General features: G+C 30.1%; 22 protein-coding genes. 5 read left to right on the top strand and 17 right to left on the bottom strand.

Going from position 1 to position 20,996, the window contains the following annotated elements; all coding sequences use genetic code 11:
* Window positions 1–11: 11 nt before the first annotated feature.
* Complete coding sequence (locus tag GQR92_RS01140) at window positions 12–1,001, bottom strand: FecR family protein (protein ID WP_158837399.1); 990 nt, start codon at window positions 999–1,001, stop codon at window positions 12–14.
* A gap of 71 nt (window positions 1,002–1,072) precedes the next feature.
* Window positions 1,073–1,636, bottom strand: a complete 564-nt coding sequence (locus GQR92_RS01145; RefSeq protein WP_158837400.1) for an RNA polymerase sigma factor — start codon at window positions 1,634–1,636, stop codon at window positions 1,073–1,075.
* Window positions 1,637–1,764: 128 nt separating this feature from the next.
* Between GQR92_RS01145 and ychF the strand changes: the two genes are divergently transcribed.
* Window positions 1,765–2,856 carry a redox-regulated ATPase YchF gene (gene ychF / locus GQR92_RS01150; protein WP_158837401.1) on the top strand — a complete coding sequence of 364 codons (1,092 nt, stop codon included), beginning with the start codon at window positions 1,765–1,767 and terminating at the stop codon, window positions 2,854–2,856.
* A gap of 96 nt (window positions 2,857–2,952) precedes the next feature.
* Here ychF and GQR92_RS01155 read toward each other — a convergent pair whose 3' ends face one another.
* Window positions 2,953–4,794 (bottom strand): PLP-dependent transferase, encoded by a 1,842-nt coding sequence (locus tag GQR92_RS01155; RefSeq protein ID WP_158837402.1) that lies wholly within the window; start codon window positions 4,792–4,794, stop codon window positions 2,953–2,955.
* A gap of 467 nt (window positions 4,795–5,261) precedes the next feature.
* Here GQR92_RS01155 and GQR92_RS01160 point away from each other — a divergent pair, with 467 nt between their 5' ends.
* Window positions 5,262–6,050: a transglutaminase-like domain-containing protein gene (locus GQR92_RS01160; RefSeq protein WP_158837403.1), complete on the top strand. Its 789-nt coding sequence runs from the start codon at window positions 5,262–5,264 to the stop codon at window positions 6,048–6,050.
* A gap of 35 nt (window positions 6,051–6,085) precedes the next feature.
* Here GQR92_RS01160 and GQR92_RS01165 read toward each other — a convergent pair whose 3' ends face one another.
* The 12 genes from GQR92_RS01165 to gcvT form a co-directional block, all read right to left on the bottom strand.
* On the bottom strand, window positions 6,086–7,063 hold the full coding sequence (locus GQR92_RS01165; RefSeq protein WP_158837404.1) for a permease: 978 nt from the start codon (window positions 7,061–7,063) through the stop codon (window positions 6,086–6,088).
* Window positions 7,056–7,463 (bottom strand): OsmC family protein, encoded by a 408-nt coding sequence (locus tag GQR92_RS01170; protein ID WP_158837405.1) that lies wholly within the window; start codon window positions 7,461–7,463, stop codon window positions 7,056–7,058. Before GQR92_RS01170 ends, GQR92_RS01165 begins: the two co-directional genes overlap by 8 nt.
* A 14-nt stretch (window positions 7,464–7,477) precedes the next feature.
* The gene (locus GQR92_RS01175; RefSeq protein WP_158837406.1) at window positions 7,478–7,714 is read right to left on the bottom strand and encodes a thioredoxin family protein; all 237 of its coding nucleotides are present in this window, start codon (window positions 7,712–7,714) and stop codon (window positions 7,478–7,480) included.
* A gap of 50 nt (window positions 7,715–7,764) precedes the next feature.
* On the bottom strand, window positions 7,765–8,070 hold the full coding sequence (locus GQR92_RS01180; protein ID WP_158841893.1) for an ArsR/SmtB family transcription factor: 306 nt from the start codon (window positions 8,068–8,070) through the stop codon (window positions 7,765–7,767).
* A 141-nt stretch (window positions 8,071–8,211) separates the two neighbouring features.
* Window positions 8,212–9,006 carry a hypothetical protein gene (locus GQR92_RS01185; protein WP_158837407.1) on the bottom strand — a complete coding sequence of 265 codons (795 nt, stop codon included), beginning with the start codon at window positions 9,004–9,006 and terminating at the stop codon, window positions 8,212–8,214.
* Window positions 9,007–9,119: 113 nt separating this feature from the next.
* Complete coding sequence (locus GQR92_RS01190; protein ID WP_158837408.1) at window positions 9,120–9,986, bottom strand: YkgJ family cysteine cluster protein; 867 nt, start codon at window positions 9,984–9,986, stop codon at window positions 9,120–9,122.
* Window positions 9,987–10,084: 98 nt separating this feature from the next.
* Window positions 10,085–11,101, bottom strand: a complete 1,017-nt coding sequence (locus GQR92_RS01195) for a Gfo/Idh/MocA family oxidoreductase (protein WP_158837409.1) — start codon at window positions 11,099–11,101, stop codon at window positions 10,085–10,087.
* Between the two features lie 51 nt (window positions 11,102–11,152).
* Window positions 11,153–12,346, bottom strand: a complete 1,194-nt coding sequence (locus tag GQR92_RS01200) for a hypothetical protein (RefSeq protein WP_158837410.1) — start codon at window positions 12,344–12,346, stop codon at window positions 11,153–11,155.
* Between the two features lie 131 nt (window positions 12,347–12,477).
* Window positions 12,478–13,476 carry a metal-dependent hydrolase gene (locus GQR92_RS01205; RefSeq protein ID WP_158837411.1) on the bottom strand — a complete coding sequence of 333 codons (999 nt, stop codon included), beginning with the start codon at window positions 13,474–13,476 and terminating at the stop codon, window positions 12,478–12,480.
* Window positions 13,477–13,498: 22 nt separating this feature from the next.
* Entirely contained in the window at window positions 13,499–14,614 is a 1,116-nt protein-coding gene (locus GQR92_RS01210; RefSeq protein WP_158837412.1) for an SDR family oxidoreductase, read from the bottom strand.
* Between the two features lie 191 nt (window positions 14,615–14,805).
* Entirely contained in the window at window positions 14,806–15,699 is an 894-nt protein-coding gene (locus GQR92_RS01215; protein ID WP_158837413.1) for an IS1595 family transposase, read from the bottom strand.
* A 63-nt stretch (window positions 15,700–15,762) separates the two neighbouring features.
* Complete coding sequence (gene gcvT, locus GQR92_RS01220; RefSeq protein ID WP_158837414.1) at window positions 15,763–16,848, bottom strand: glycine cleavage system aminomethyltransferase GcvT; 1,086 nt, start codon at window positions 16,846–16,848, stop codon at window positions 15,763–15,765.
* Between the two features lie 132 nt (window positions 16,849–16,980).
* Between gcvT and GQR92_RS01225 the strand changes: the two genes are divergently transcribed.
* Both GQR92_RS01225 and GQR92_RS01230 read left to right on the top strand, forming a co-directional pair.
* Entirely contained in the window at window positions 16,981–18,615 is a 1,635-nt protein-coding gene (locus tag GQR92_RS01225; protein ID WP_158837415.1) for an aminopeptidase P family protein, read from the top strand.
* Window positions 18,615–18,836: a VF530 family DNA-binding protein gene (locus tag GQR92_RS01230; RefSeq protein ID WP_068448094.1), complete on the top strand. Its 222-nt coding sequence runs from the start codon at window positions 18,615–18,617 to the stop codon at window positions 18,834–18,836. Before GQR92_RS01225 ends, GQR92_RS01230 begins: the two co-directional genes overlap by 1 nt.
* Before the next feature lie 219 nt (window positions 18,837–19,055).
* Here GQR92_RS01230 and GQR92_RS01235 read toward each other — a convergent pair whose 3' ends face one another.
* Window positions 19,056–19,739, bottom strand: a complete 684-nt coding sequence (locus GQR92_RS01235) for an SIR2 family NAD-dependent protein deacylase (protein ID WP_158837416.1) — start codon at window positions 19,737–19,739, stop codon at window positions 19,056–19,058.
* A gap of 71 nt (window positions 19,740–19,810) precedes the next feature.
* Here GQR92_RS01235 and GQR92_RS01240 point away from each other — a divergent pair, with 71 nt between their 5' ends.
* A complete protein-coding gene (locus GQR92_RS01240) occupies window positions 19,811–20,488 on the top strand; it encodes a TrmH family RNA methyltransferase (RefSeq protein ID WP_158841895.1) in 678 nt (225 codons plus the stop codon).
* A 95-nt stretch (window positions 20,489–20,583) separates the two neighbouring features.
* Here GQR92_RS01240 and GQR92_RS01245 read toward each other — a convergent pair whose 3' ends face one another.
* Window positions 20,584–20,952 (bottom strand): DUF4258 domain-containing protein, encoded by a 369-nt coding sequence (locus GQR92_RS01245; RefSeq protein WP_158837417.1) that lies wholly within the window; start codon window positions 20,950–20,952, stop codon window positions 20,584–20,586.
* Window positions 20,953–20,996: the final 44 nt, after the last annotated feature.

The raw sequence follows: 20,996 nt of genomic DNA on the forward strand, positions 1-20,996 counted from the left end.
TAAAGTTATACCTACTTCTTACTGATAATTAAATTATTATCTTTTTTGACAATAATTACATTAACAGATTTTTCGATGGCTTTTAAACAAATGTCAATATTCGTAATAGGTACAGCTCCTGTTATTAATATATTTTTACTTTCATCATCTTTAAAAATTATAGAATAACCGTAAGATTCTTCTATTTTTTCCATCGCTTTTTCCAAAGATAGGTTTTCAAACAGTAAGGAACCATTTTTCCAAGAAGTTTTTATGGTAGGATCAAGAGTATTTATGTCTTCTAAGATTTTATTTTTTTCTGCTGAGTACGAAATATAATTACCAGGTAACATCTTTTTATCTGCACCATTATTTAGTTTTAACCAAATATTTCCTTCTTCTAAGAATACATCCGTTTTTTCTTTTTTTGTATTCACATTAAAAGAAGTACCGTAAACTTCTACAGATAAATCGTTTGTTATTACCCAAAATTTTGCATTTGTAGCTATTTTTTTATCCACCTGAAAAAAGGCTTCACCAGACAACCAAACTTTTCTGCTTTCGTTTTTATAGTAGGATAAACTAGAATTAGAATTTAAGGTAACACGGCTACCATCTAGTAATTTTATATTTAAAATTTCTCCATAACTGGTTTTATGGGTCATTTTGGTGTTAATAAAAGAAAAATAAATACCTATAGAAATTAGTAGAAGTATAGAAGCTGCTACACTAAAAGTTTTAAGATATTTAACTTTTTTCTTAGCTACTGGGTTTTTAGCTTTAATTTTAGCTTCTAGTTTTTGCCATTCTAAACTAATTTTTTCTTTATCAACAGTTTGTTGATTAAAAGCAATGCCTAAAACCAGGTCTTTAGCAGTACTTACTAATTCTTCTTTATCTTTATTGTTTGCAATCCAAAAATCCCAAAAACCTACATCAGTTCCGTTGTTTTGAAGCACCCAATTTTTAAATGAATCATCATCTAAAAAGTCATTTATGGTATTGTATTCTTTCTTAATCATTTCAATAAATAGGTCATTGTACTTGTATAAGGCAAATATTGTTTTTTTATACTCTTAATTTTATGTTAAACTCAATTAAATAATTTTAGAATAGAAATTTCTTCTTTTAAACTTTTTATGGCTTTATGAAGAGAGTTTATAACACTTTGATAATTAATACCCATTATTTCTGATATTTCGGTAGCTTTTAAACCACTGTAGTATTTTAGATAAATGGCTTCTTTTTGTCTTTTGGGTAATTTATTTAATAATATAGAGAGGTTTTTATTTTTAAAACTTTCTGTTTCTTGATATGTCATTATTTCCTCAGCAGTAAACTGTAGGTCTACAAAAGTTTCATTTGAAAAATCAGTATGTTTTAATTTTGCATTTTTCTGCATCATTTTTAATAAAAACCGTTTATAGGATGTAAATAGGTAAGGGGCAATCGTATCTAAATCGCTTAAATTTTCTCTATGTTCATAAACGTATAAAAAGAAATCCTGTAAAGAATCTTCTGTAAGAGCAACATCATTAGAAATTTTTAAGCCATAATTATGTAGCATAGGATAATAGATTTCAAAGAGTGTAGAAAATGCTCTAAGATCTCCTTCCTTTAAGGCTTTCCAAATAAATTGATCTGTTATTTTATTCATTTAAGAGTGTAAATGTGACAAATATTTTTTTAAAAATAAATAAAATTGATGATTCTACGCTTTCTTTATTAATTTAATTATATTTTTATGAAAGTTCCGTTATATTTGCACTCGCAAAATTTATTTACATGAAAGCCGGAATTGTAGGATTACCAAACGTAGGAAAATCAACTTTATTTAACTGTTTATCAAATGCAAAAGCGCAAAGTGCTAACTTTCCTTTTTGTACAATTGAGCCTAATTTAGGAGTTGTAAATGTGCCAGATTCACGTTTAAAAAAATTAGAAGAATTAGTTGTTCCAGAAAGAGTTCAAACTGCTACAGTAGAAATTGTAGATATAGCTGGCTTGGTAAAAGGAGCAAGTAAAGGAGAGGGTTTAGGAAATCAGTTTTTGGCAAATATTAGAGAAACAGACGCCATTTTACATGTAGTACGTTGTTTTGATAATGATAATATTATTCATGTAGATAATTCTATAGATCCTGTTAGAGATAAAGAAACAATTGATTTTGAATTGCAACTAAAAGATTTAGAAACGGTTCAAAAACGATTAGAACGTGTAAAAAGAACGGCTAAAACTGGTAATAAAGAAGCGCAAGCAGAACTGGTGGTTTTATTAAAAATTGAAGAAACTTTATTAAAAGGTGTTTCTGTAAGAACTTTAGATTTTTCTGAGAAAGAAATGGAGTTTGTGCAAGTTTTACAGTTTATTACAGCAAAACCAGTATTATATGTTTGTAATGTTGATGAAGGTTCTGCCGTATCTGGAAATGCGTATGTAGATAGAATTAAAGAAGCTGTTAAAGACGAAAATGCAGAAGTTATTGTTTTGGCAGTTGGTACGGAAGCAGATATTACAGAATTAGATGATTACGAAGAAAGACAAATGTTTTTAGCAGATATTGGCTTAGAAGAAGCTGGTGTGGCTAGATTGGTTCGTTCTGCATATAAATTATTAAACTTACAAACCTATTTTACAGCAGGTGTAAAAGAAGTTAGAGCTTGGACTATTCCTATTGGTTCTACTGCGCCACAAGCTGCAGGAGTAATTCATACCGATTTTGAAAAAGGTTTTATTAGAGCAGAAACTATTGCGTACGAAGATTTTGTAACTTATGGTTCTGAAGCTAAAGTAAAAGAAGCGGGTAAAATGAGAGTAGAAGGTAAGGAGTACATTGTTAAAGATGGTGATGTATTGCACTTTAGATTTAATGTGTAATTAGTTACACCTAATATTATAAAAAAAAACCAATGAGAAATCATTGGTTTTTTTTTGTCAACCTAAATTTATTTTAGGTTAAATATATGGTTGATTTTAAATACTCTCTACAAACTTTAAAAATACTTCTTTATGGTGTTCTAAATCCATGTTAGGAGATAATGATACACGTACAATATAATCTTTATCGCCTTCTTTTGTGGTTCCTTGTGTAGATGTTGCAGGTATCGTCCAATAACATCCTTTTAGTTGTCCGTAACTTACACAGAATTTACTTTCATCAGGAATTTCTGTAATCATTAAGTTGATTAACTTTAAATTTAAAGCTCTTTTATTAGTTTCTTTCTCTTCATCTGTGTTTCCTGTTGTAGGTAGATCTAATGAAAATACAGATGGCGTAAACCCTTGTGTAGCTAGTTCTTCTGACACAAAATTGATTTTTGCTCCTGGTAAAGTTTCGTGAATATAGTTTACAAAAAAACGTGTATTTGTATATGCATCTACAATTCTTTGTTTCATAGAAGGCATTTGTTGTGCTAGTATTTCGTACTGAAGACTAGTAGCTTCATTATCACAAAGAAGTAAATGATGCTCTATTTTATTTATTAGTGAGTCTGTTTTTTTATTTCCGATACAGTAACCTGCAGTACATTTTCCGCCACTTGGAAATTTAGAACCACTCGCAAAAGAAATAGTTCTTACTGTTGATAGTATTTCTCCTTCACCTAAAAAGTGAACATTAGGACAAAATGTTTGATCTAAAATAAAAACTGGGTCAATAGCAGTTTCTCCCGTGGTAGTTGTACGTTTTCTACTTAAAACTTCTTTTAATTTGATTAAATCCGGAACTTCAACTCTTGGGTTTGTTGGTATTTCTGCAATAATATAAGGTACAGCGTCTTGTTTAGCAATGTTGTTTAAAACGGTATCAATACTTTGTACCATATCATTATCTCCATCAACTAATAAATCTACAATTTCTACATGATCAATACAAGCAGCAACACGTCTTGCTTGGTCATTTGTACCACCATAGCAATTTGGAGGAACAATAATTTTAATTGCTTTTCCTTTATGGTTTTCTGCTGCATCATGAATCAACCCCATTAAAATGGCATACTGAATAGACAGTCCACTAGAAGCAACTAAAGGTTTTGTTTTAGATCCCGTAACTTCTTTAATAGCATTTAAGACACTTGTTTTATTGGTGTCGTTATCGATTTTATTTTCAATAGCAGATTTTGTAACCAAAGCTTTTAAAGCAATAAGAGAATTAGAAGGAGTCATAGCAATGGTTTCTCTTCTTCTTACATGCTGAATGTCTGAAATGTAATTTTCATTTTGCGTACCATTTACAACTAAAATACTACCAAGGTGTCCATAAAGATTAACTACAAAATCTATGTTTGAAATCTTGTTAAAGGTATCAATTTTGTCTTCTTCTGATATAAAAATTGTACTTCCGTTAAATGAAGAAATATCAGATAATTTTGTTAATTTTTCTAACTTAAAATTATAGTTGTAAATATTTGTAATTACCTCATTATCAAAATTTTCGGAAAGTTTACCTAAATAAACAATTCTAGTTTTTTTATTTTCTAATAAATTCTTTCTTAGCACTGCTAAAACAGGAATAGTTTGTGATGAAAAACTAATTACGTTCTCTGGTTTAATAGCGTTTAATTTTGCAATTCCCCATTCTAAAACACAAGATAATGGATGCCCTAAACGAATATAATCATAAGCGGTAGGCAATGCATTTAAAGCAGCTGATGCAGTATTATTGTTGTTAAACAAAGTTTCAAACTGATTTAAAAAGTCAGTTTTAGCTAATTTTTCATTATAAATATCTAATCGATGTGTCGTTAAATTTAACCATGATGTTGGTACATTTTCTAATACATCTTTAATATAATTTAATATTTTTTTGTCTTCCATAATTGACGTTTTTATATATTAGGTACTGTAGATTATTTAGTTTTTGTTAAAATAACTACAAGATATTTTATTAGTTTACTTTTAAAATAGTTAGCGAAGTTAGTTTTTTTGAGTTGAAAAATCAACGTGTGTCATCTCTCGTTTTAAATTTTAACAACTTCTGTTAAAATTCTAAAAGAATACATTCCATGTTTAAAATATCCTTTGTAAAAGGTTATTTTTTATAGATTATACAACAAAGATTTTAAAGACGGTTTATTTAGTTTGTTGATGATTTTTAATACGAAATGACTTTTTTTTATAAACACGGAGTACATTATAATCACCATTTTTAAGCTATATTATTGTTGTTTAAGTAAATTTAGGTTGTATTTAATACATATAAATCAACACTTTTCTATTATTAATCCGTTACATTTAAGAGTTACCAATTTTGGTGTCGCAATTGTTATTAATAAAATTTATTTATGTGGTTACGTGTAAGTTGTAATTTGGCTTTTGATATAGAAACACCAACTCCCTTTATTTTAATGTTACGTCCTAGAAGTGGTGCAGAGCAGTGGATTGAGCGAGATGAGTTTAAAATATATCCAAATGTACCCATCATAGAGTTTACAGATGATTATGGTAACTTATGCCAACGTTTGGTGGCTCCAGTAGGTAAGTTTACTCTTTTTACGAGTTCAGATGTAAAAACGTCTGAATTTGTTGATGTAAATTTTGATGCCTCTTTTGTAGAAATTCAGAATTTACCCAATGAAGTACTTTGTTATTTATTACCTAGTAGGTATTGTGAATCTGATCGTTTTAACGACTTAGCAAATACAATTACCGCAGACAAACTGGTTGGATATAAACAAGTCTTTGCTATAGAAGAATGGTTACGTACAAATATTAGTTACATTCCCGGTAGTAGTGATTTTCCTATTTCTGCCACAGAAGTAAATTACAAACGTTCTGGTGTTTGTAGAGATTTAGCGCATTTAGGTATTGCATTATGCCGAAGTTTAAGCATTCCTGCACGTATGGTTGTTGGTTATTTACATAAATTACAACCTATGGATATGCACGCTTGGTTTGAAGCTTATATTGGCGGACGTTGGTATACTTTTGATGCTACACAAACCGGACAAAAAGGTGGTTATGTAGCCGTAGGTTATGGTTTAGATGCTGCAGATGTGGCTCTTTTTAACCAATTTGGGCCTGTTGCACATTCTTTAGAGCAACGTGTAACGGTTAAGCAAATTAAAATTTAAGTTATTCTATTTATTCTTTTTGATGATCATTTGAGTTATAAAATCATATTAAATAAATATCCAGAAATAATGATGCAGAGTGTTACCACACCAAAAAAGATGGCTATTAATTTTAAGGTCATAACTTTCTTTAATAACATTGCTTCTGGTAGTGATAAACCAACAACCCCCATCATAAAAGCAATTGCGGTTCCTAAGGGAATTCCTTTTGCTACTAAAACTTGTGCTACAGGTAGTATTCCGGATGCATTAGAATACATTGGTACTGCTAAAATAGTAGCAATTGGCACCGCAAAAAGATTGTCTTTGGCCATGTATTTTTCAAAAAAACCTTCAGGGATATAGCCATGCATTAAACCACCAATGGCAATACCAACTATTACATACGGAATAACACCTTTTAAAATAGCAAGTACTTCTGCCCAAATTATGGGTAAACGTTGTTGTAAGGTTTGTTTTTCTGCTATAAAAAGGTCTTGTTCTTTTTGTGCATTAGCTAACACTTCTTTTACCCAAGGAGTTAAATAGGTTTCTAATTTTAATTTTTGAAGAATAACCCCGGAAATAGTTCCTAATAAAATACCACTAACTACGTAGATAATAGTAGTTTTAACTCCAAATAAACCTATAAAAAGTCCAATGGCAACTTCATTAACCAAAGGAGATGTTATTAGAAAAGCAAAAGTAACGCCTAACGGAATTCCGCCTCTTACAAAACCAATAAATAAAGGAACTGATGAGCAAGAACAAAAAGGCGTTACAACACCAAAAAGACTTGCCATTAGGTATTCTAAACCGTATAATTTATTTCTTGATAGGTAATTTTTAACTTTGTCTATCGGGAAATAACTATTTACAATTCCCATTAAAAAAATGATTACAAAAAGTAATATGAGAATTTTTGTAGTGTCGTAAATAAAGAAGTTTAAGGTTTCTGCTAAATGCTGTCCTTTGTTTAAGTTTAAAACATCATAGACAAACCAATCTGCTATATTTTGTATCCAATCAAACATTTTCTATCGCTTTTATAATACCAGAAATACTACAAGATAATTTTATGGTATTGTAGATCGTTCCGTGTTTTTCAATATTCTTTTTTAACAAATCTATATTTAACTTTTTATCGCTGCTATAGATCGTTAAATTGTAAATAAGGTTATCCATCCTTGGTGGATTTTTAAGTCGCGTAGCATGAACATCAAGCGTAGCTTTAGAATACGTAAATTTCATCATTGTAGAAAAACGTTCTACATTTTTAAGCATGCAGGCAGCAAATGAAGCTAAGAATAGTTCTGCCGGATTAGGTAAACTTTTAGCCATTTTTAGAGTAGTGCCAAATTTCACTTTAGATTCTTTGATATGAATAACAGCATCTTCATTTGATACAGAAGATGCTTTAATTTGATAATTCATAATTTAGAATTTAATTATTTTAGTAGCGCTAGTACTTCCTCTTTAGAAGGAATTCTACCTTTAATGGTAACAACATTATCAACAACTAATGCAGGTGTAGTCATTACGTTAAACTTCATGATTTCCATAATATCTTCTACTTTTTCAATAGAAGCATCGATGTTGTTTTCTGAAACTACAGTTTTAACAACTGCGGTCATTGATTGACATTTTGGACAACCAGTACCTAAAACTTTAATTACTTTACTCATAATTTTAATATTTGTTTATCGCAAATAAGCGATGTAGTTACATTATAAAATCATTCAAAAAATTGTTGAAATAAAGATTTTGCAATGTTCCAATTTTTTTGATTGATACAATACTTTATTTTTGGAGGTTTTAATTCTCCTTGTATAAGTCCCGCATTTTTTAATTCTTTTAAATGCTGAGAAATGGTAGATTGTGCCAACGGAAAAATTTCTACTAAATCTCCGGTAAAACAGCACGATTGGTTTTCTAGATGTTTTAAAATTGCAATACGAGTTGGATGCCCCAAAGCTTTGGCAAATTTAGCTAAGGTTTTATTATTTTCTTTGTGAGCTAAGGGAGTTAAATTTCTTTCCATAATTCTTATCGTAAATTTACGATAGGTATATGTTTTAAAATCTGACATTTATCACCTTTGCTATATTTATGAGAGAATAGTATTAAAGCAAAAATCCCACTGATTTCTCAGTGGGATTATTATGTGTAAAAAATAGAATGCTTATTTTTTAATATAGTTTTCTGGAATAGCAAAGCTTTTTCTAAAACCTTCCAGAAAGTGGATATTAGTAATTTTTGCACTTCCTATTTTATCAGACAAACCTGTTTCTATGTTCCAACCATAATATCCCCAGTTTGTAGCAAACGGAATTCCATCAATCATTTTATAATCTTCATATTTAATTGCATGAGGATCTGCTTCTGCCGCTTCTTTTGTTTTTCCAGAAGTAACAATGTATGCAACATCTTCTAAAAGGTGTGTCTTTTTATCAGCATAAACAATATACCAATCATCTGGTGCATCACCAATATTAGCTTCAAAACTTAACTTTGCAACATCGTAGTTGTTTGTTGTTTCTTTTGTTTTAAAATCGTCATTCCATTTTGTTCCATTGTCATTTAACTTGTAAGGAAACAAGAAAAAATAACTCCAAGTGTATGCGTGAAAACGAACTCCAGGATTGTCATTTAAACTAGGAGAAACAAAAACATTTTCTTTGTTTACATAAATTTCATCACCATTTTTATAAGTAATTTTTGCAATGTCTGATGTTGCTGAAACTGTAATGGTTGCATTAAAAATTTCATTTCCCCCAAATTCAATTGCTGCATCAAACTGAATTGCTTCGTTTTTTAAAAAAGCTTCTTTTTTATGTGCTGTTTCAATTTTTTGAGAAAATGTTTTTTCTACAACTACTTTTGGTTTTTCTTCTATTTGTTTTGCTTTTGCTGGAGCTTTGTTACAACTTACAATAAGTAATAAACTGGCAAATAATGTGATAATTGTTTTTTTCATGTTATTTGTTTAAGTGGATGTTATTTGATTTTAATTAGATATAATCGGTTAAAAAGTTGAAACCTTACATTTTTTTTAAGAAATTTTGAATATTATTTTAGAGCTCTAAAATACTACTCTTTTGCACCATGACTTTTTGCGGTTTCTATCCAAAGTTCTGCAATTCCTTTTGTGTCTGCTCCTAAACCTCTAGATAAGTGTAAAGCAACTCCCATAACTAAAACACAAGCTTTATGTACTTCTTCTAAAGTTTGTAAACTTCCAAATTCTTCTTGCGCTTTTAGTTGTAATAAATTATTGTGTTGCTGTGCAAAATCGATAGGGTTTTCAATAACATCAGTTATGTCAGGAATCATTAATGCATCTATCCAACTTTTACCGATTCTTTCAGCTAGGGTTTCAGGAAGTTCTTTTCCCATTTCTCTCCAGGTTGATAATGTTTTTGTATCGCCAGAGGCGGATAAGCCTGTATCTAACAATAATTCGAAAGCAATATCTGCAATGTTTTGCATCATCATTAAATATTCGTCTTGTGCTTTTTCAAAAGGATCTGCACCTTGTCCTTTTAAATACTCTCCAACACTCAATTTAGGTAATTCTAAAACTTCAGCACAATCTGTTAAACAAGGAAATTGTTTTCCTTCGTAAATATAATGCGCTTTTTCAAATTGTATTTGACGTCCTAAAGGATATAAACGACAAGCCAAAGGGCGACCTAAATGAACGCTACAGCCCATATTATCTACATATTGACTGCACGCTAATTGGCCTTTTTTATCTGGTTTTCCGTTAAAGGTTAATCGGATACCTCCAAAATCTGTATACAAATCACGAAACGCTCTTGGACTTATTTTTTTCTCTTTACTAAAACTCAATAATTCCCAAGGATTCAACATTACAGCTTTTCCAAAACAGCAGGTTCCGGAGCGAGAGCAGGTAAGAGGTAATATACTTTCTTTGCTCAGTTTTGTTGTTTGCATTCTTTAGGATGGTTTATAGTAATTTGGTTTAATATCGATTCAATAATTGTGCTGTAAAGGTATTATTTTTCAATCTTAAATTTATAAGAAATTGTTTTTTAACTTTCTAAAATTTCTAATTGAAGTATAATTTGTTCTTCGGTTACCGGATAGGGTTTTCCTTCTCTAATAGTATTGTAAACATTGTCAAAAACTTGCTTATAGGTAGATTTTTCTGAAATTATATTTTCATGTTGTTTTAATCCTTCATCTGTGAAAGTCGTTAAAACTCCATGTTTATGAGTTGCTTCTATTCCGAATATTGGGTTAGAAGGTTTTATGCCTTCTTGCAATTGTTGTTCTTGAACGTCTGTACGGTCTTTTACATAAGAACCTTTTGTTCCGTGTAAAATAAAAGCGGGTTGTGGTTCGGCAACTAACAGACTTGTTGTAATAAAAACTTGCATGCCTTCTGGGTACAATAAATGAAAATGAGCATAATCATCTACTTGTGTATTTGGTCTAAATTTACCTACGTTTTTTCTCCACTCTAACGGAGTGCCAAAAAGAGAAATTGCAGCATCTAACAAATGCGGACCTAAATCATACGCTAAACCGCTACCAGGAACGGGAGTTTCTTTGGTGATTTTTTCACCTATCACATATTTATAACGGTCATAACGAAGATGAAACTCTACTAATTTACCCAATTTACCAGATGCTAATACACTTTTAACAGATAAAAAATCACTATCATACCGTCTATTTTGATATGCCAATACATGACAATTATATTTCTTTGCAGCTATAAAAAGTTGCTTTGCTTCAGATGAATTTACAGTAAAAGGTTTTTCTAATAACACATGCTTTTTTGCTTTCAGTGCTTTTAATGCAAACTCAAAATGAGTGGGATTTGGCGTATTCACAATAACCAATTCAATTTCTGAATCGGCTAAAATTTCATCAATAGTATTGTAGCTTTTTATATCAGAATATATTAGATGTGCTTTCTTTTTAGACCTTTCTACGACTGCTTTTAATTCAAAATTTTGATGTTCATCTAAAAAAGGAGCATGAAATATTTGTCCAGACATTCCAAAAGATAAAATTCCTGTTTTTATTACATCATTAGTCATAAAGTCGATTTTTATTGTGTAATTTATTTGTAAAAAGTTGTAGCTAAAAATTTAATATTCCATTAAAGCATTAAATTTACTGTTTAAACTGTAGATGTTTAAATTATCATCAAAAGCAATCTGAACTGCTAAAAGTTTTGATTCTAATTCAGTAATTTTAGTATCAATTTTATTTTTATCTCCAATTACTTTACTTTTTTCTAAAACCTGTTTTAAAGCAGATTGATAGGTTGTAAAAATAGAGATATATTCTTTACTTAAAGACTCAATTTCATCTCTTATAAACTTAGCTTGATTTAACGCATAGTTAGGATACATTAAGTTTTTGTTTGTTAAATGATTGTTGTAATCTAAGGGTTTAGCACTAATTATTTTATCTACACTTTGTTGTATAATTCCTTTGGTGTAGTGTTTATTAATTACCTTTGTTAAGGTTAATTTTTTATCTTGTTCAGATATTGAATTCGGGTTTAATGTATTAGAACGTTCTGTTGTGTATTGTGTTAAAAGTAATACCAAACCTTCTTTTCTGATGTCTAAATTACCAAGGTTTTGTTCAAATTCAGTTTGTGCTTTCGCTAACCCTTCATAATGCACTAAATATGCACTTAAAGATTTTTTTAAATCAATAACATCATCTATCGAAACATCGTTTCCTTTAAGAGCATTTCCCATCACCAAATCTACCACAGATTTTATAGAACTTACAACAGGTATAGCGCTTGATATTTCTTGAGTTAGTGGAGATTTAATGATGTTATCTATAAAAAGTAAGAATTTAGATTTTTTAACTCCATTTATCTTTTTATTCCCTTTTATGATTTTATTTTCTAAAATTTCAGCAATTTTTTCTGATAATGAAAAACCTAAATCGGAGTTGTCAGGATTGTTTAAGCTAGAAATTTGAGTAAGATAATCACTTGTTGCATCTAATTGTTTTATAGCATTTAAACTAGCGTTTGATGCAAAAACAAATTCTGTTGTGTTTATTATTTTTTTTCTTCGTTGTTCTAATTGTTTCTTTAAACCAAAAAGTTCTGCGTCAGACAGTTCTTTAATAATTTGGTTATTAGATTTCATTAATTCTTCAAAATTATTTACTTTAAGAACAATGGTGTCTAATTTTTCTTTTGTTTTTAAAAGCTCAAAATAGTTTTTATAAATTACATTTAAAGAGTCTTTATTATTTTGTCCGCTTACAATTGATGTTGAAATAATGATAATAATTGTCAGTAATTTTTTCATAAGATAGGTTGTTCTTGGTTCAAGTTCCTTAAAATATTAATTCTGATGTAACGTCAATATTCATGCCTTTAATCAGAAGTGAGCGAAATTAGCTTTTTTGAGTTAAAATATCAAATTGAAAAAGACTCCTTTTAATTGCCTTTAATCCTTTCCCATAATTCTGATAACAGTTTTTTACCGTCGCTTTTATCTTTGGGTTCTTCTATAAAAAACGGAACTCCGTTCGCATCAATTTCAATTTTATATTTAAAAACAAAATTCTCTGCATTTGGTTTTATGCTTAAAGCTCCGAATCGTAAATCATTAAAATACAAAACACCTTCTTTTTTATTGATGGTGTACCAGCCTTTAGAAATAGCAATCATGCGTTTTACTTTAGGTTGATGTATTAAATCTGCTAACAACTCATGATTTTTAGGATAACGAGAAAACTGAATAGGATTTTTATCAAAAAAAGAGGAATGACCAATTAAAAAAGCATTTTCTGTTGCTACATTGGCAGTCCATAAAATGGTGTTTAATGGCGTTGGTTTTGTAGCTAGTTCTTTGTACTGAATATTTTGAGCGGCTAATTCTTTGGTAAATGTTTGGTAAGCAATACCTTTTAAAACCAATGTAAGTACTAAATAAGAACTGCTAATAATAAGCCCTAAATTATTGTAAAAACGTCTTTTTTTAGACTCTTTTTTCTGACGCATTACCAAAACTAAAAACACAATAAATGGTAAGGTATATAAAGGGTCTACTACAAATACATTTTTAAAAGCTAGCCGAATATCTAAAGGCCAAAAAAGTTGTGTTCCCCAAGTGGTTTGTGCATCTAAAATAGGGTGTGTTATAAATGCCCAAAAGAAAAGCCAAGACCAATCTTTAACGTTTTTATATTTTTCGAACCTAGTAACTATAAATGCAAAAATAGGCGCGAAGAGTACAGAAAAAAAGATAGAATGCGTAAAACCTCTATGCATTTCTAAAGCAGTAACTTTATCTGTAAAGAAAGCAGAAAGCACATCTAAATCAGGAATAGTACCTGCAATTGCACCATATAACATGGCTTTATTACCAATTTTTCTTCCTAAAACAGCTTCTCCAACTGCAGCACCTAAAACTATTTGCGTTAATGAATCCAATGTTTTAAAATGTATTTAATAGTTAGTAACTTTTTCTAAACTTTTTTTCTACAGAAAAATTAATTAGGTTCATAAAGTTTGCATGAACACCTAAAGTATCTTCTAACTTTAATTGGTGAATAAGTTTTAAAATCTGATCAGAATTAAACTGTAAATCAGGAATAGAGATATAATTTTCGAAAATATCACCTATGGTTTTGTAATACAGTTTCTCAAAAGTGTTTAGGTTTTCTGGTTTTTTGTTAACGTATTGGTAAGAATTTACATCAAAAGATTTTAAAACATCGCCTACATAATCTTTATGTAAAATCTGTGTAGGGTTTACAATATTCAATTCTTTAATCTGCGGATTTAAAAAAGCGTATAAAATGGCTTTAGAAACAAAATCTACAGGCACAATATTTAAGCCACTTTCTTTATCAATCCATATTCTAAAAGCATTTTTAGATTTGGTTGCATATTTTGCTAAAAAGATAGCCCAAGAATAAAAAACATCAAATTTTGGCGTTTCAAAAAAAGGTTTGTTAATTAAACGACCACAAATAATACTGGGTCTTAAAATCTGAGAAGCAATGTTTTTAGAAGCACAGGTTTCTTTTACAAAACGTTCACTTTCATATTTAGATTGCTCATACGGATTTCTAAAATCGGTAACCGTATAGTTTCCGATTGTATCGTTTACTTTTTCATTTTGTATGCCAAAAGAATACGCAGTACTAATGTATAAAAAGCGAGTTACACGTTTAGGTAACTGCTCTAAAAGTTGCTTGGTTACCAAATAATTTTGAGAATGAACTGTTTTTTTGGAATCGCTTGTACTAGATAAATTGGTAGAACCTGCGCAATGAATTACAGTATCAAAATGATATTTTTCTAAAACCTCTTTGCTAATTGTAGCTAAATCATTCTTAATTATAGTAATCTTTTCTAAACAAGCTTCAATAGTAAAATCATTTAAAAACTCCGGACGAGACGCGTCTTGTAAAACAGCTAATAAACGTTGTTCTGCTGTTTTTTCATTGGCTCTAATAACAACAAAAAGATGTTGTACCGTTTTGTCTACAATGGCTTTATGTAACCATTCAAAAATAATATGACTCCCAACAATTCCGGTTCCTCCAGTTAATAAACAATTCATGTTTTTTTTGATAAAATTTCAATAGGTGATTTAATAAAAAAATAGTTGTCTTAAAACAGACAACTATTTTTCCGCTTGAGCGAAGTAGAAAGGTATAGTCATAATAACTTATAAAGTTCTCGCCTGTGCTCGAACGGACATACTAATATTTTTTTAGAGAACTTCTAAAATGTTTTTATAGAGGTCAGTAGTTAGTTACATATAATTTTGTGATGTTCTACTTTCTCCTTTTCAACCATTTTAGTTATTAAGTTATTGAATATTGTTGCTTTACTTTGTGATCGATTAATTCTAAAACAAAATTCATTAAAATATCTATTTAGATTAAAGTCACTTACCCAAGAATACGTTGTTCTTATCCAAGATTTCACCTGATGAATCATTGTATGAAGTGCTTTAAAATTCATACCTCCATTACTTTCTATTTGAGTAATATTATAAGCTTTCGCAATAGGTCTGTAACCTCTCCATTTGTCGGTTATCACTTTAGCTTCTCGACTGATATGATTCACAAAAATATATTGCAAAGAACTAGCTGAAAAATCTTCGATTCTCATGGCATACATTCTTTTAACTTTTCCATCTTGAGTTAGTTCAACAGCAGTTATAGCTTTCTTTTTCTTAGCATTATAACTTCTTCCTACTTTATCTTTTTCTCGTCCACCCAAAACAAATTCATCCACATGAACAATACCGGTCATAGGACTATTTCCACTACTTTCCATAGCTTCTCTAATTTTGAGCATAAATAAACGGGCAGTCTTTTCTGTTACACTAAAACGAACTGCAACATAACTAGCAGAAAGGCTTTTAGTACTCGTACTCATTTCAAAAACAATAAAGAAAGCTTTTCTAACACCAAACTTTACTTTATGAAAAAGTGTGTTTGATGTAGATGATTCTTGATGAGAGCAAATATTACATGTCCGTGAAAAATCTTTTCTTATTTGAGCCTTTTTATGACCACATTTAACACATTGAAATCCATCTTTCCACTTAATATCTGCCAAGTATTTCTTGCAATCTTCATCCGTTTTAAACCGATCAGCAAACTCTAGAAGGTTTTGTCCTTTAAATATATTCATAATATTACTGTATTTGTTGTTTTTAAAGATATGAATTTAAATACTGACCTCTATGTTTTTATTTTATCCTTTGTAAAAGGGAAGTTTTACAATTGTTGCCGGAATCGCTTTCTTACGAACCTGAATATGAATTTGTGATCCTGCTTTAGACAAGATTCTAGGTACATACCCCATTCCAATACCTTTGTTTAAACAAGGACTCATGGTACCAGAAGTTACTACACCAATTACGTTTCCGTTTCCGTCTACAATATCATAACCATGTCTTGGTATCCCTCTTTCATCTAGTTCAAAAGCAACCAATCTTCTTTCTGGTTTGTGTTCTTTTTCTTTAGCTAAAGCTTCTGCATTAACAAAATCTTTGGTAAATTTAGTAATCCAGCTTAAACCAGCTTCTATTGGCGATGTGGTATCGTCAATATCGTTACCGTATAAACAATATCCCATTTCTAAACGTAAGGTATCTCTTGCGGCTAAACCAATTGGCTTAATTCCGTAATCTGCACCAGCTTCAAAAACTTTAGTCCAAATTTGTTCCGCCTCTTCGTTTTTACAGTAAATTTCAAATCCGCCAGAACCGGTATAACCTGTTGCAGAAATAATTACATTTTCGATACCAGCAAAGTCACCAATTTTAAATTTATAAAAAGGAATACCTGCTAAATCTACCGAAGTTAAAGATTGCATTGCTTCTACAGCCTTTGGACCTTGAATTGCAAGTAAAGAATAACCTTCAGATAGGTTTTTTAAATCGGCATTAAAATCCTCATTATATTTAGAAATCCAATTCCAATCTTTTTCAATATTAGAAGCATTTACAACTAATAAATACGTGTTTTCTTTAATTTTATAACAAATTAAATCATCTACAATTCCGTTTTCTTCATTAGGGAAACAACTGTATTGAGCATCTCCAATGGCAAGTTTAGAGGCGTCATTAGAGGTTACTTTTTGTATTAAAGCCAATGCATTTTCACCTTCCACCAAAAACTCTCCCATGTGGCTAACATCAAAAACGCCAACAGATTCTCTTACTGTTAAATGTTCTGCCGTAACTCCTTCATATTGTACAGGCATATTGTAACCAGCAAAAGGAACCATTTTAGCACCTAAAGCAACGTGAATATTATTTAATGCAATATTTTTCATGAATAAATTTCTTTAAATTTCAGCTAAAATATTGAAAAAAATGGAATTATCTATCACTAATAGTTTGTTAATATTTTTAGCTAGAAAAGAATAAATGTTACATTTGATTTTCTCAAAAATAAAATCACTTTTATGAAAGTTTTTAAATTTTTATGCATCGCTTTTTTATTACTTAGCTTAAACACTTTAGCACAAGCGCCCACAGATTTTCTATCCAAAGAATTTCATAAAGATAGGCGCGAGGTTTTGCGATCTAAAATGCCACAAAACTCTGTAGCTGTTGTGTTTGCAAACTCTGTTAGAAATAGAGCAAATGATGTAGATTATGTGTTTCATCAAGATCCTAACTTTTATTATTTAACCGGTTATAAAGAACCCAATGCGGTTTTAGTGTTGTTTTCGGAAAACCAAACAAATGCAAAAGGAGCTTCTTATAATGAAATATTATACGTTCAGAAAAAAGATGCGCAAGCAGAAATGTGGTACGGAACACGTTTGGGAGCAGTAGGTGCAGCAAAAGAATTGGGTTTTAATGATGTAATGACTGGAGAAGATTTTATAAAAACACAAATCGATTTTAAGAAATTTAATCGTGTTTTTATCGAGAAATTTAACGACGATTATAGAAATTCAACCAGAAATAAAGCAGAAATTTATGATTTAGTAGCTAGTTTTAAAGAAGTTTCAGGATTTAATAACATACAGTTTTCATCAGAATATGTAGAAAAAGTACATCAGGCAATTGCAAATGTTCCTGAAAAAAATAGGATTGAGCTTTCAAAGAAAATCAATCAAGAGCTTACACGGTATCCAGAACTGCAAAAAGACAAGTTAATTATGGATTTTGCAAGTGCAAAAAATGATACTGAGTTAAAAGATTATCAGCAAAAAATAAGCCTGAGTTTAAAAGCAAAAAAAGAAAATAATTTCGATTTTTCTTTCTTATCAAGTAATTTAGCTACGTTAAGAGAAGTGAAGACGGAAGAAGAAATAAAACTATTAACCAAAGCAATAAGAATTTCTGCTATTGGTCAAATAGAAGTAATGAAGGCAATGAAACCACACATGTCTGAAACCGAATTACAAGGAATTCATGAGTTTGTGTATAAAAAATACGGTGCAGAATACGAAGGATATCCGTCTATTGTAGGTGCCGGAAACAATGGTTGTATTTTACATTATATAGAAAATAATAAAACAATAATTGGCAACGATTTAGTTTTGATGGATTTAGGTGCAGAGTACAGAGGCTTTACAGCCGATGTTACACGTACCATTCCTGCCAACGGAAAATTTACAAAAGAGCAAGAAGAAATCTACAACATCGTTTATAAAGCACAAGAAGCTGGTATTGCCTTGTATGTTATTGGCGGTAGCATGAGCGCACCAAATAGAGCTGCAGTAAAAGTAGTAAACGAAGGGTTGTTTCAATTAGGAATTATAAAATCTGTTGATGAGAAACACAATTATTTACCACACGGAACCATACATCATATTGGTTTAGACGTGCACGATCCGGGAAATTATAATAACTTTGAAGAAAATATGATTGCCACCATGGAACCTGGAATTTATATACCAGAAGGTAGTAATTGTGATAAAAAATATTGGGGAATTGGTATTCGGATAGAAGATGATATTTTAATAACCCAAAACGGACCTGTAAACCTTTCTGTAGAAGCACCTAGAACCGTAAAAGAAATAGAAAAAATGATGGCAAAAAAGTCTGTTCTAGACGATTTTGTATTACCAAATTTAGATAAATAATGAGCACCGAACAACCAAATAATCCGTTACACGGAATAAAGTTAGCCACTATGTTAGAGCAATTGTTCAAAGAATATGGTTGGGAAGAATTAGGAGATATTTTAAATATTAATGCATTTAAAAACAATCCTACCTATAAATCTAGTTTAAAATTTTTAAGAACAACACCTTGGGCAAGAGAAAAAGTAGAGCGTTTTTATTTAAAAAATATGATTAAATAGTTTTTTTAGAAGCTATTTCCTGCTTTCCGCACTCGCTTTTTTTATGCTGAAAAAGCATAAAAAAGAGCTCAAACAATTGCTGCAATCAGGGCTAGACTTGTTTGCCAATTACTTTAAATTAAGAGGTGCTATTGCAATTCTAATTAGGAAGTAAGAGAAATATGAAATGAGTATAAGATTTCTCAATATCTAAAAAGTTCATTTCGAAATGACAAGCTTTCAGTAAATCAATAAATCAATCAATTTTTCTGTTCCAATACTTGCAATTTCTTTAATGATGGTTAAATTTTTAAAACTACTTTCAGAAATTGCAGGTTTTGTGTCTATAAAATAAATAGGTGTATTGGGTTTTACATAATCTACTAAACCTGCTGCAGGATAGACTTGCATAGAAGTACCAATAATAACCAAGATATCTGCTTTTTTAGTTATTTCTATGGCTTTATCTAACATGGGTACCATTTCTCCAAACCAAACAATATGAGGTCTTAATTGGCTTTTTTTAGGACATAAGTCTCCCAAAACTAAATCTTTTTTCCAATCTAAAATAATTGTTTCATCAGCAGAACTTCTTACTTTTAAAAGTTCGCCATGTAAATGAGTTACATTTTTACTGCCAGCACGTTCATGTAAATCATCCACATTTTGTGTGATAATTTCTACATTAAAATCCTTTTCTAATTCCATTAAATTAACATGGCCTTTGTTGGGATTAACGTCTAACAATTGCTTTCTGCGTTCATTGTAAAAGTTTAAAACTAATTCAGGATTTGCAGCAAAACCATCTGGAGAAGCAACCTCCATAACATTATGACCTTCCCACAAACCATCTGCATCTCTAAAGGTTTGTATGCCGCTTTCTGCAGAAATTCCTGCTCCAGTTAAAACAACTAATCTTTTCATGAGAGTATCGGTTTTTGTATTTTTATAAAATCTTTAATGAAGATAAAAATAATAATTCTAAGTTTGTAATTATGATTGATGAAAAACTATTAAATTACTTTGAAACCTATTTAACAGATAAAAGAAAAGATCTTTTTAAAAAGGTTTTAGAAGATAGAACTCGACATTTTACAGTGGTTTTAGAAGATATTTTTCAACCTCATAATGCAAGTGCAGTGGTTAGAACTGCAGATATTTTTGGTGTACAAGATGTGCACGCTATAGAAAATAAATATACAAATAAGGTTTCTAGACACGTTGCAAAAGGTTCTCAAAAATGGATAACTTCTACACGTTATAAAAAAGACGGAGATAATACCAAAGTATGTTTAGATAATTTACGAGAACAAGGATATCAAATTATTGCAACAACGCCTCATAATGATTCTTGTTTATTACAAGATTTTGATATCACTAAAAAATCGGCATTTGTATTTGGAGTAGAAGCAGAGGGCGTTTCTGATTATGTAAAGGAACAAGCTGATGGTTTTTTAAAAATACCAATGGTTGGTTTTACAGAAAGCTTAAATATTTCTGTAGCGGCAGCCATTATTTTACAAGATGTAACCACAAAATTAAGAAATTCTAACGTTGATTGGCAATTATCAAAAGAAGAAAAAGACGTTTTGTATTTTAATTGGGTAAAGAAAACAATTAAAAATGTAGATAAAATTGAAAAATATTATCAAGAAAATCTAAATAAAAAATAATGTTTTTAGAATTTTAATTATAACTCTTCATTATTAAAATTACTAAAAATAGATTCCTGCTTTCGCAGGAATGACAACAAAATATTTCTAAATTATTATTCTACTATTACTTTTTCTATAGTAGCAGAAGTTTCGCAACGTTTTACTAATAAGCTTACTTTTTCTAATTCTTTTGTGCCTGTAATATAATATTCGGCACAAGGTTCTTGTCTGGGTTTGCTTTTGCCAAAATCAACATCACCGGTATATAAAATGGTGTTTATTTTTAACGTATCAATATTAAATTTGTGCATCGCATTTTTAGCGTCATCAGAAAATATACGCTGTTTAATTCTAATGCTTTTTAGAGTTCTAGCATCCATTCCGTAATCGAATGTTGCTTGTTTCTTTTGCCAGAAAAAATAAACAGCAACAGAACCTAATGATAAACCTACTAAATAATAACCTATTCGTTTAATGAGCATTGTACAATTTTGAGATGCAAATTTAAGTTTTTTAATCAGTTATA

This window comes from Polaribacter sp. L3A8, assembly GCF_009796785.1.
Classification (GTDB): Bacteria; Bacteroidota; Bacteroidia; order Flavobacteriales; family Flavobacteriaceae; genus Polaribacter.

Excerpts from the sequence above, each read along its gene's own strand:
- GQR92_RS01140 (WP_158837399.1), bottom strand. The coding sequence starts at position 1,001 with ATGATTAAGAAAGAATACAATACCATAAATGACTTTTTAGATGATGAT.
- GQR92_RS01145 (WP_158837400.1), bottom strand. The coding sequence starts at position 1,636 with ATGAATAAAATAACAGATCAATTTATTTGGAAAGCCTTAAAGGAAGGA.
- ychF (WP_158837401.1), top strand. The coding sequence starts at position 1,765 with ATGAAAGCCGGAATTGTAGGATTACCAAACGTAGGAAAATCAACTTTA.
- GQR92_RS01155 (WP_158837402.1), bottom strand. The coding sequence starts at position 4,794 with ATGGAAGACAAAAAAATATTAAATTATATTAAAGATGTATTAGAAAAT.
- GQR92_RS01160 (WP_158837403.1), top strand. The coding sequence starts at position 5,262 with ATGTGGTTACGTGTAAGTTGTAATTTGGCTTTTGATATAGAAACACCA.
- GQR92_RS01165 (WP_158837404.1), bottom strand. The coding sequence starts at position 7,063 with ATGTTTGATTGGATACAAAATATAGCAGATTGGTTTGTCTATGATGTT.
- GQR92_RS01170 (WP_158837405.1), bottom strand. The coding sequence starts at position 7,463 with ATGAATTATCAAATTAAAGCATCTTCTGTATCAAATGAAGATGCTGTT.
- GQR92_RS01175 (WP_158837406.1), bottom strand. The coding sequence starts at position 7,714 with ATGAGTAAAGTAATTAAAGTTTTAGGTACTGGTTGTCCAAAATGTCAA.
- GQR92_RS01180 (WP_158841893.1), bottom strand. The coding sequence starts at position 8,070 with ATGGAAAGAAATTTAACTCCCTTAGCTCACAAAGAAAATAATAAAACC.
- GQR92_RS01185 (WP_158837407.1), bottom strand. The coding sequence starts at position 9,006 with ATGAAAAAAACAATTATCACATTATTTGCCAGTTTATTACTTATTGTA.
- GQR92_RS01190 (WP_158837408.1), bottom strand. The coding sequence starts at position 9,986 with ATGCAAACAACAAAACTGAGCAAAGAAAGTATATTACCTCTTACCTGC.
- GQR92_RS01195 (WP_158837409.1), bottom strand. The coding sequence starts at position 11,101 with ATGACTAATGATGTAATAAAAACAGGAATTTTATCTTTTGGAATGTCT.
- GQR92_RS01200 (WP_158837410.1), bottom strand. The coding sequence starts at position 12,346 with ATGAAAAAATTACTGACAATTATTATCATTATTTCAACATCAATTGTA.
- GQR92_RS01210 (WP_158837412.1), bottom strand. The coding sequence starts at position 14,614 with ATGAATTGTTTATTAACTGGAGGAACCGGAATTGTTGGGAGTCATATT.
- GQR92_RS01215 (WP_158837413.1), bottom strand. The coding sequence starts at position 15,699 with ATGAATATATTTAAAGGACAAAACCTTCTAGAGTTTGCTGATCGGTTT.
- gcvT (WP_158837414.1), bottom strand. The coding sequence starts at position 16,848 with ATGAAAAATATTGCATTAAATAATATTCACGTTGCTTTAGGTGCTAAA.
- GQR92_RS01225 (WP_158837415.1), top strand. The coding sequence starts at position 16,981 with ATGAAAGTTTTTAAATTTTTATGCATCGCTTTTTTATTACTTAGCTTA.
- GQR92_RS01230 (WP_068448094.1), top strand. The coding sequence starts at position 18,615 with ATGAGCACCGAACAACCAAATAATCCGTTACACGGAATAAAGTTAGCC.
- GQR92_RS01235 (WP_158837416.1), bottom strand. The coding sequence starts at position 19,739 with ATGAAAAGATTAGTTGTTTTAACTGGAGCAGGAATTTCTGCAGAAAGC.
- GQR92_RS01240 (WP_158841895.1), top strand. The coding sequence starts at position 19,811 with ATGATTGATGAAAAACTATTAAATTACTTTGAAACCTATTTAACAGAT.
- GQR92_RS01245 (WP_158837417.1), bottom strand. The coding sequence starts at position 20,952 with ATGCTCATTAAACGAATAGGTTATTATTTAGTAGGTTTATCATTAGGT.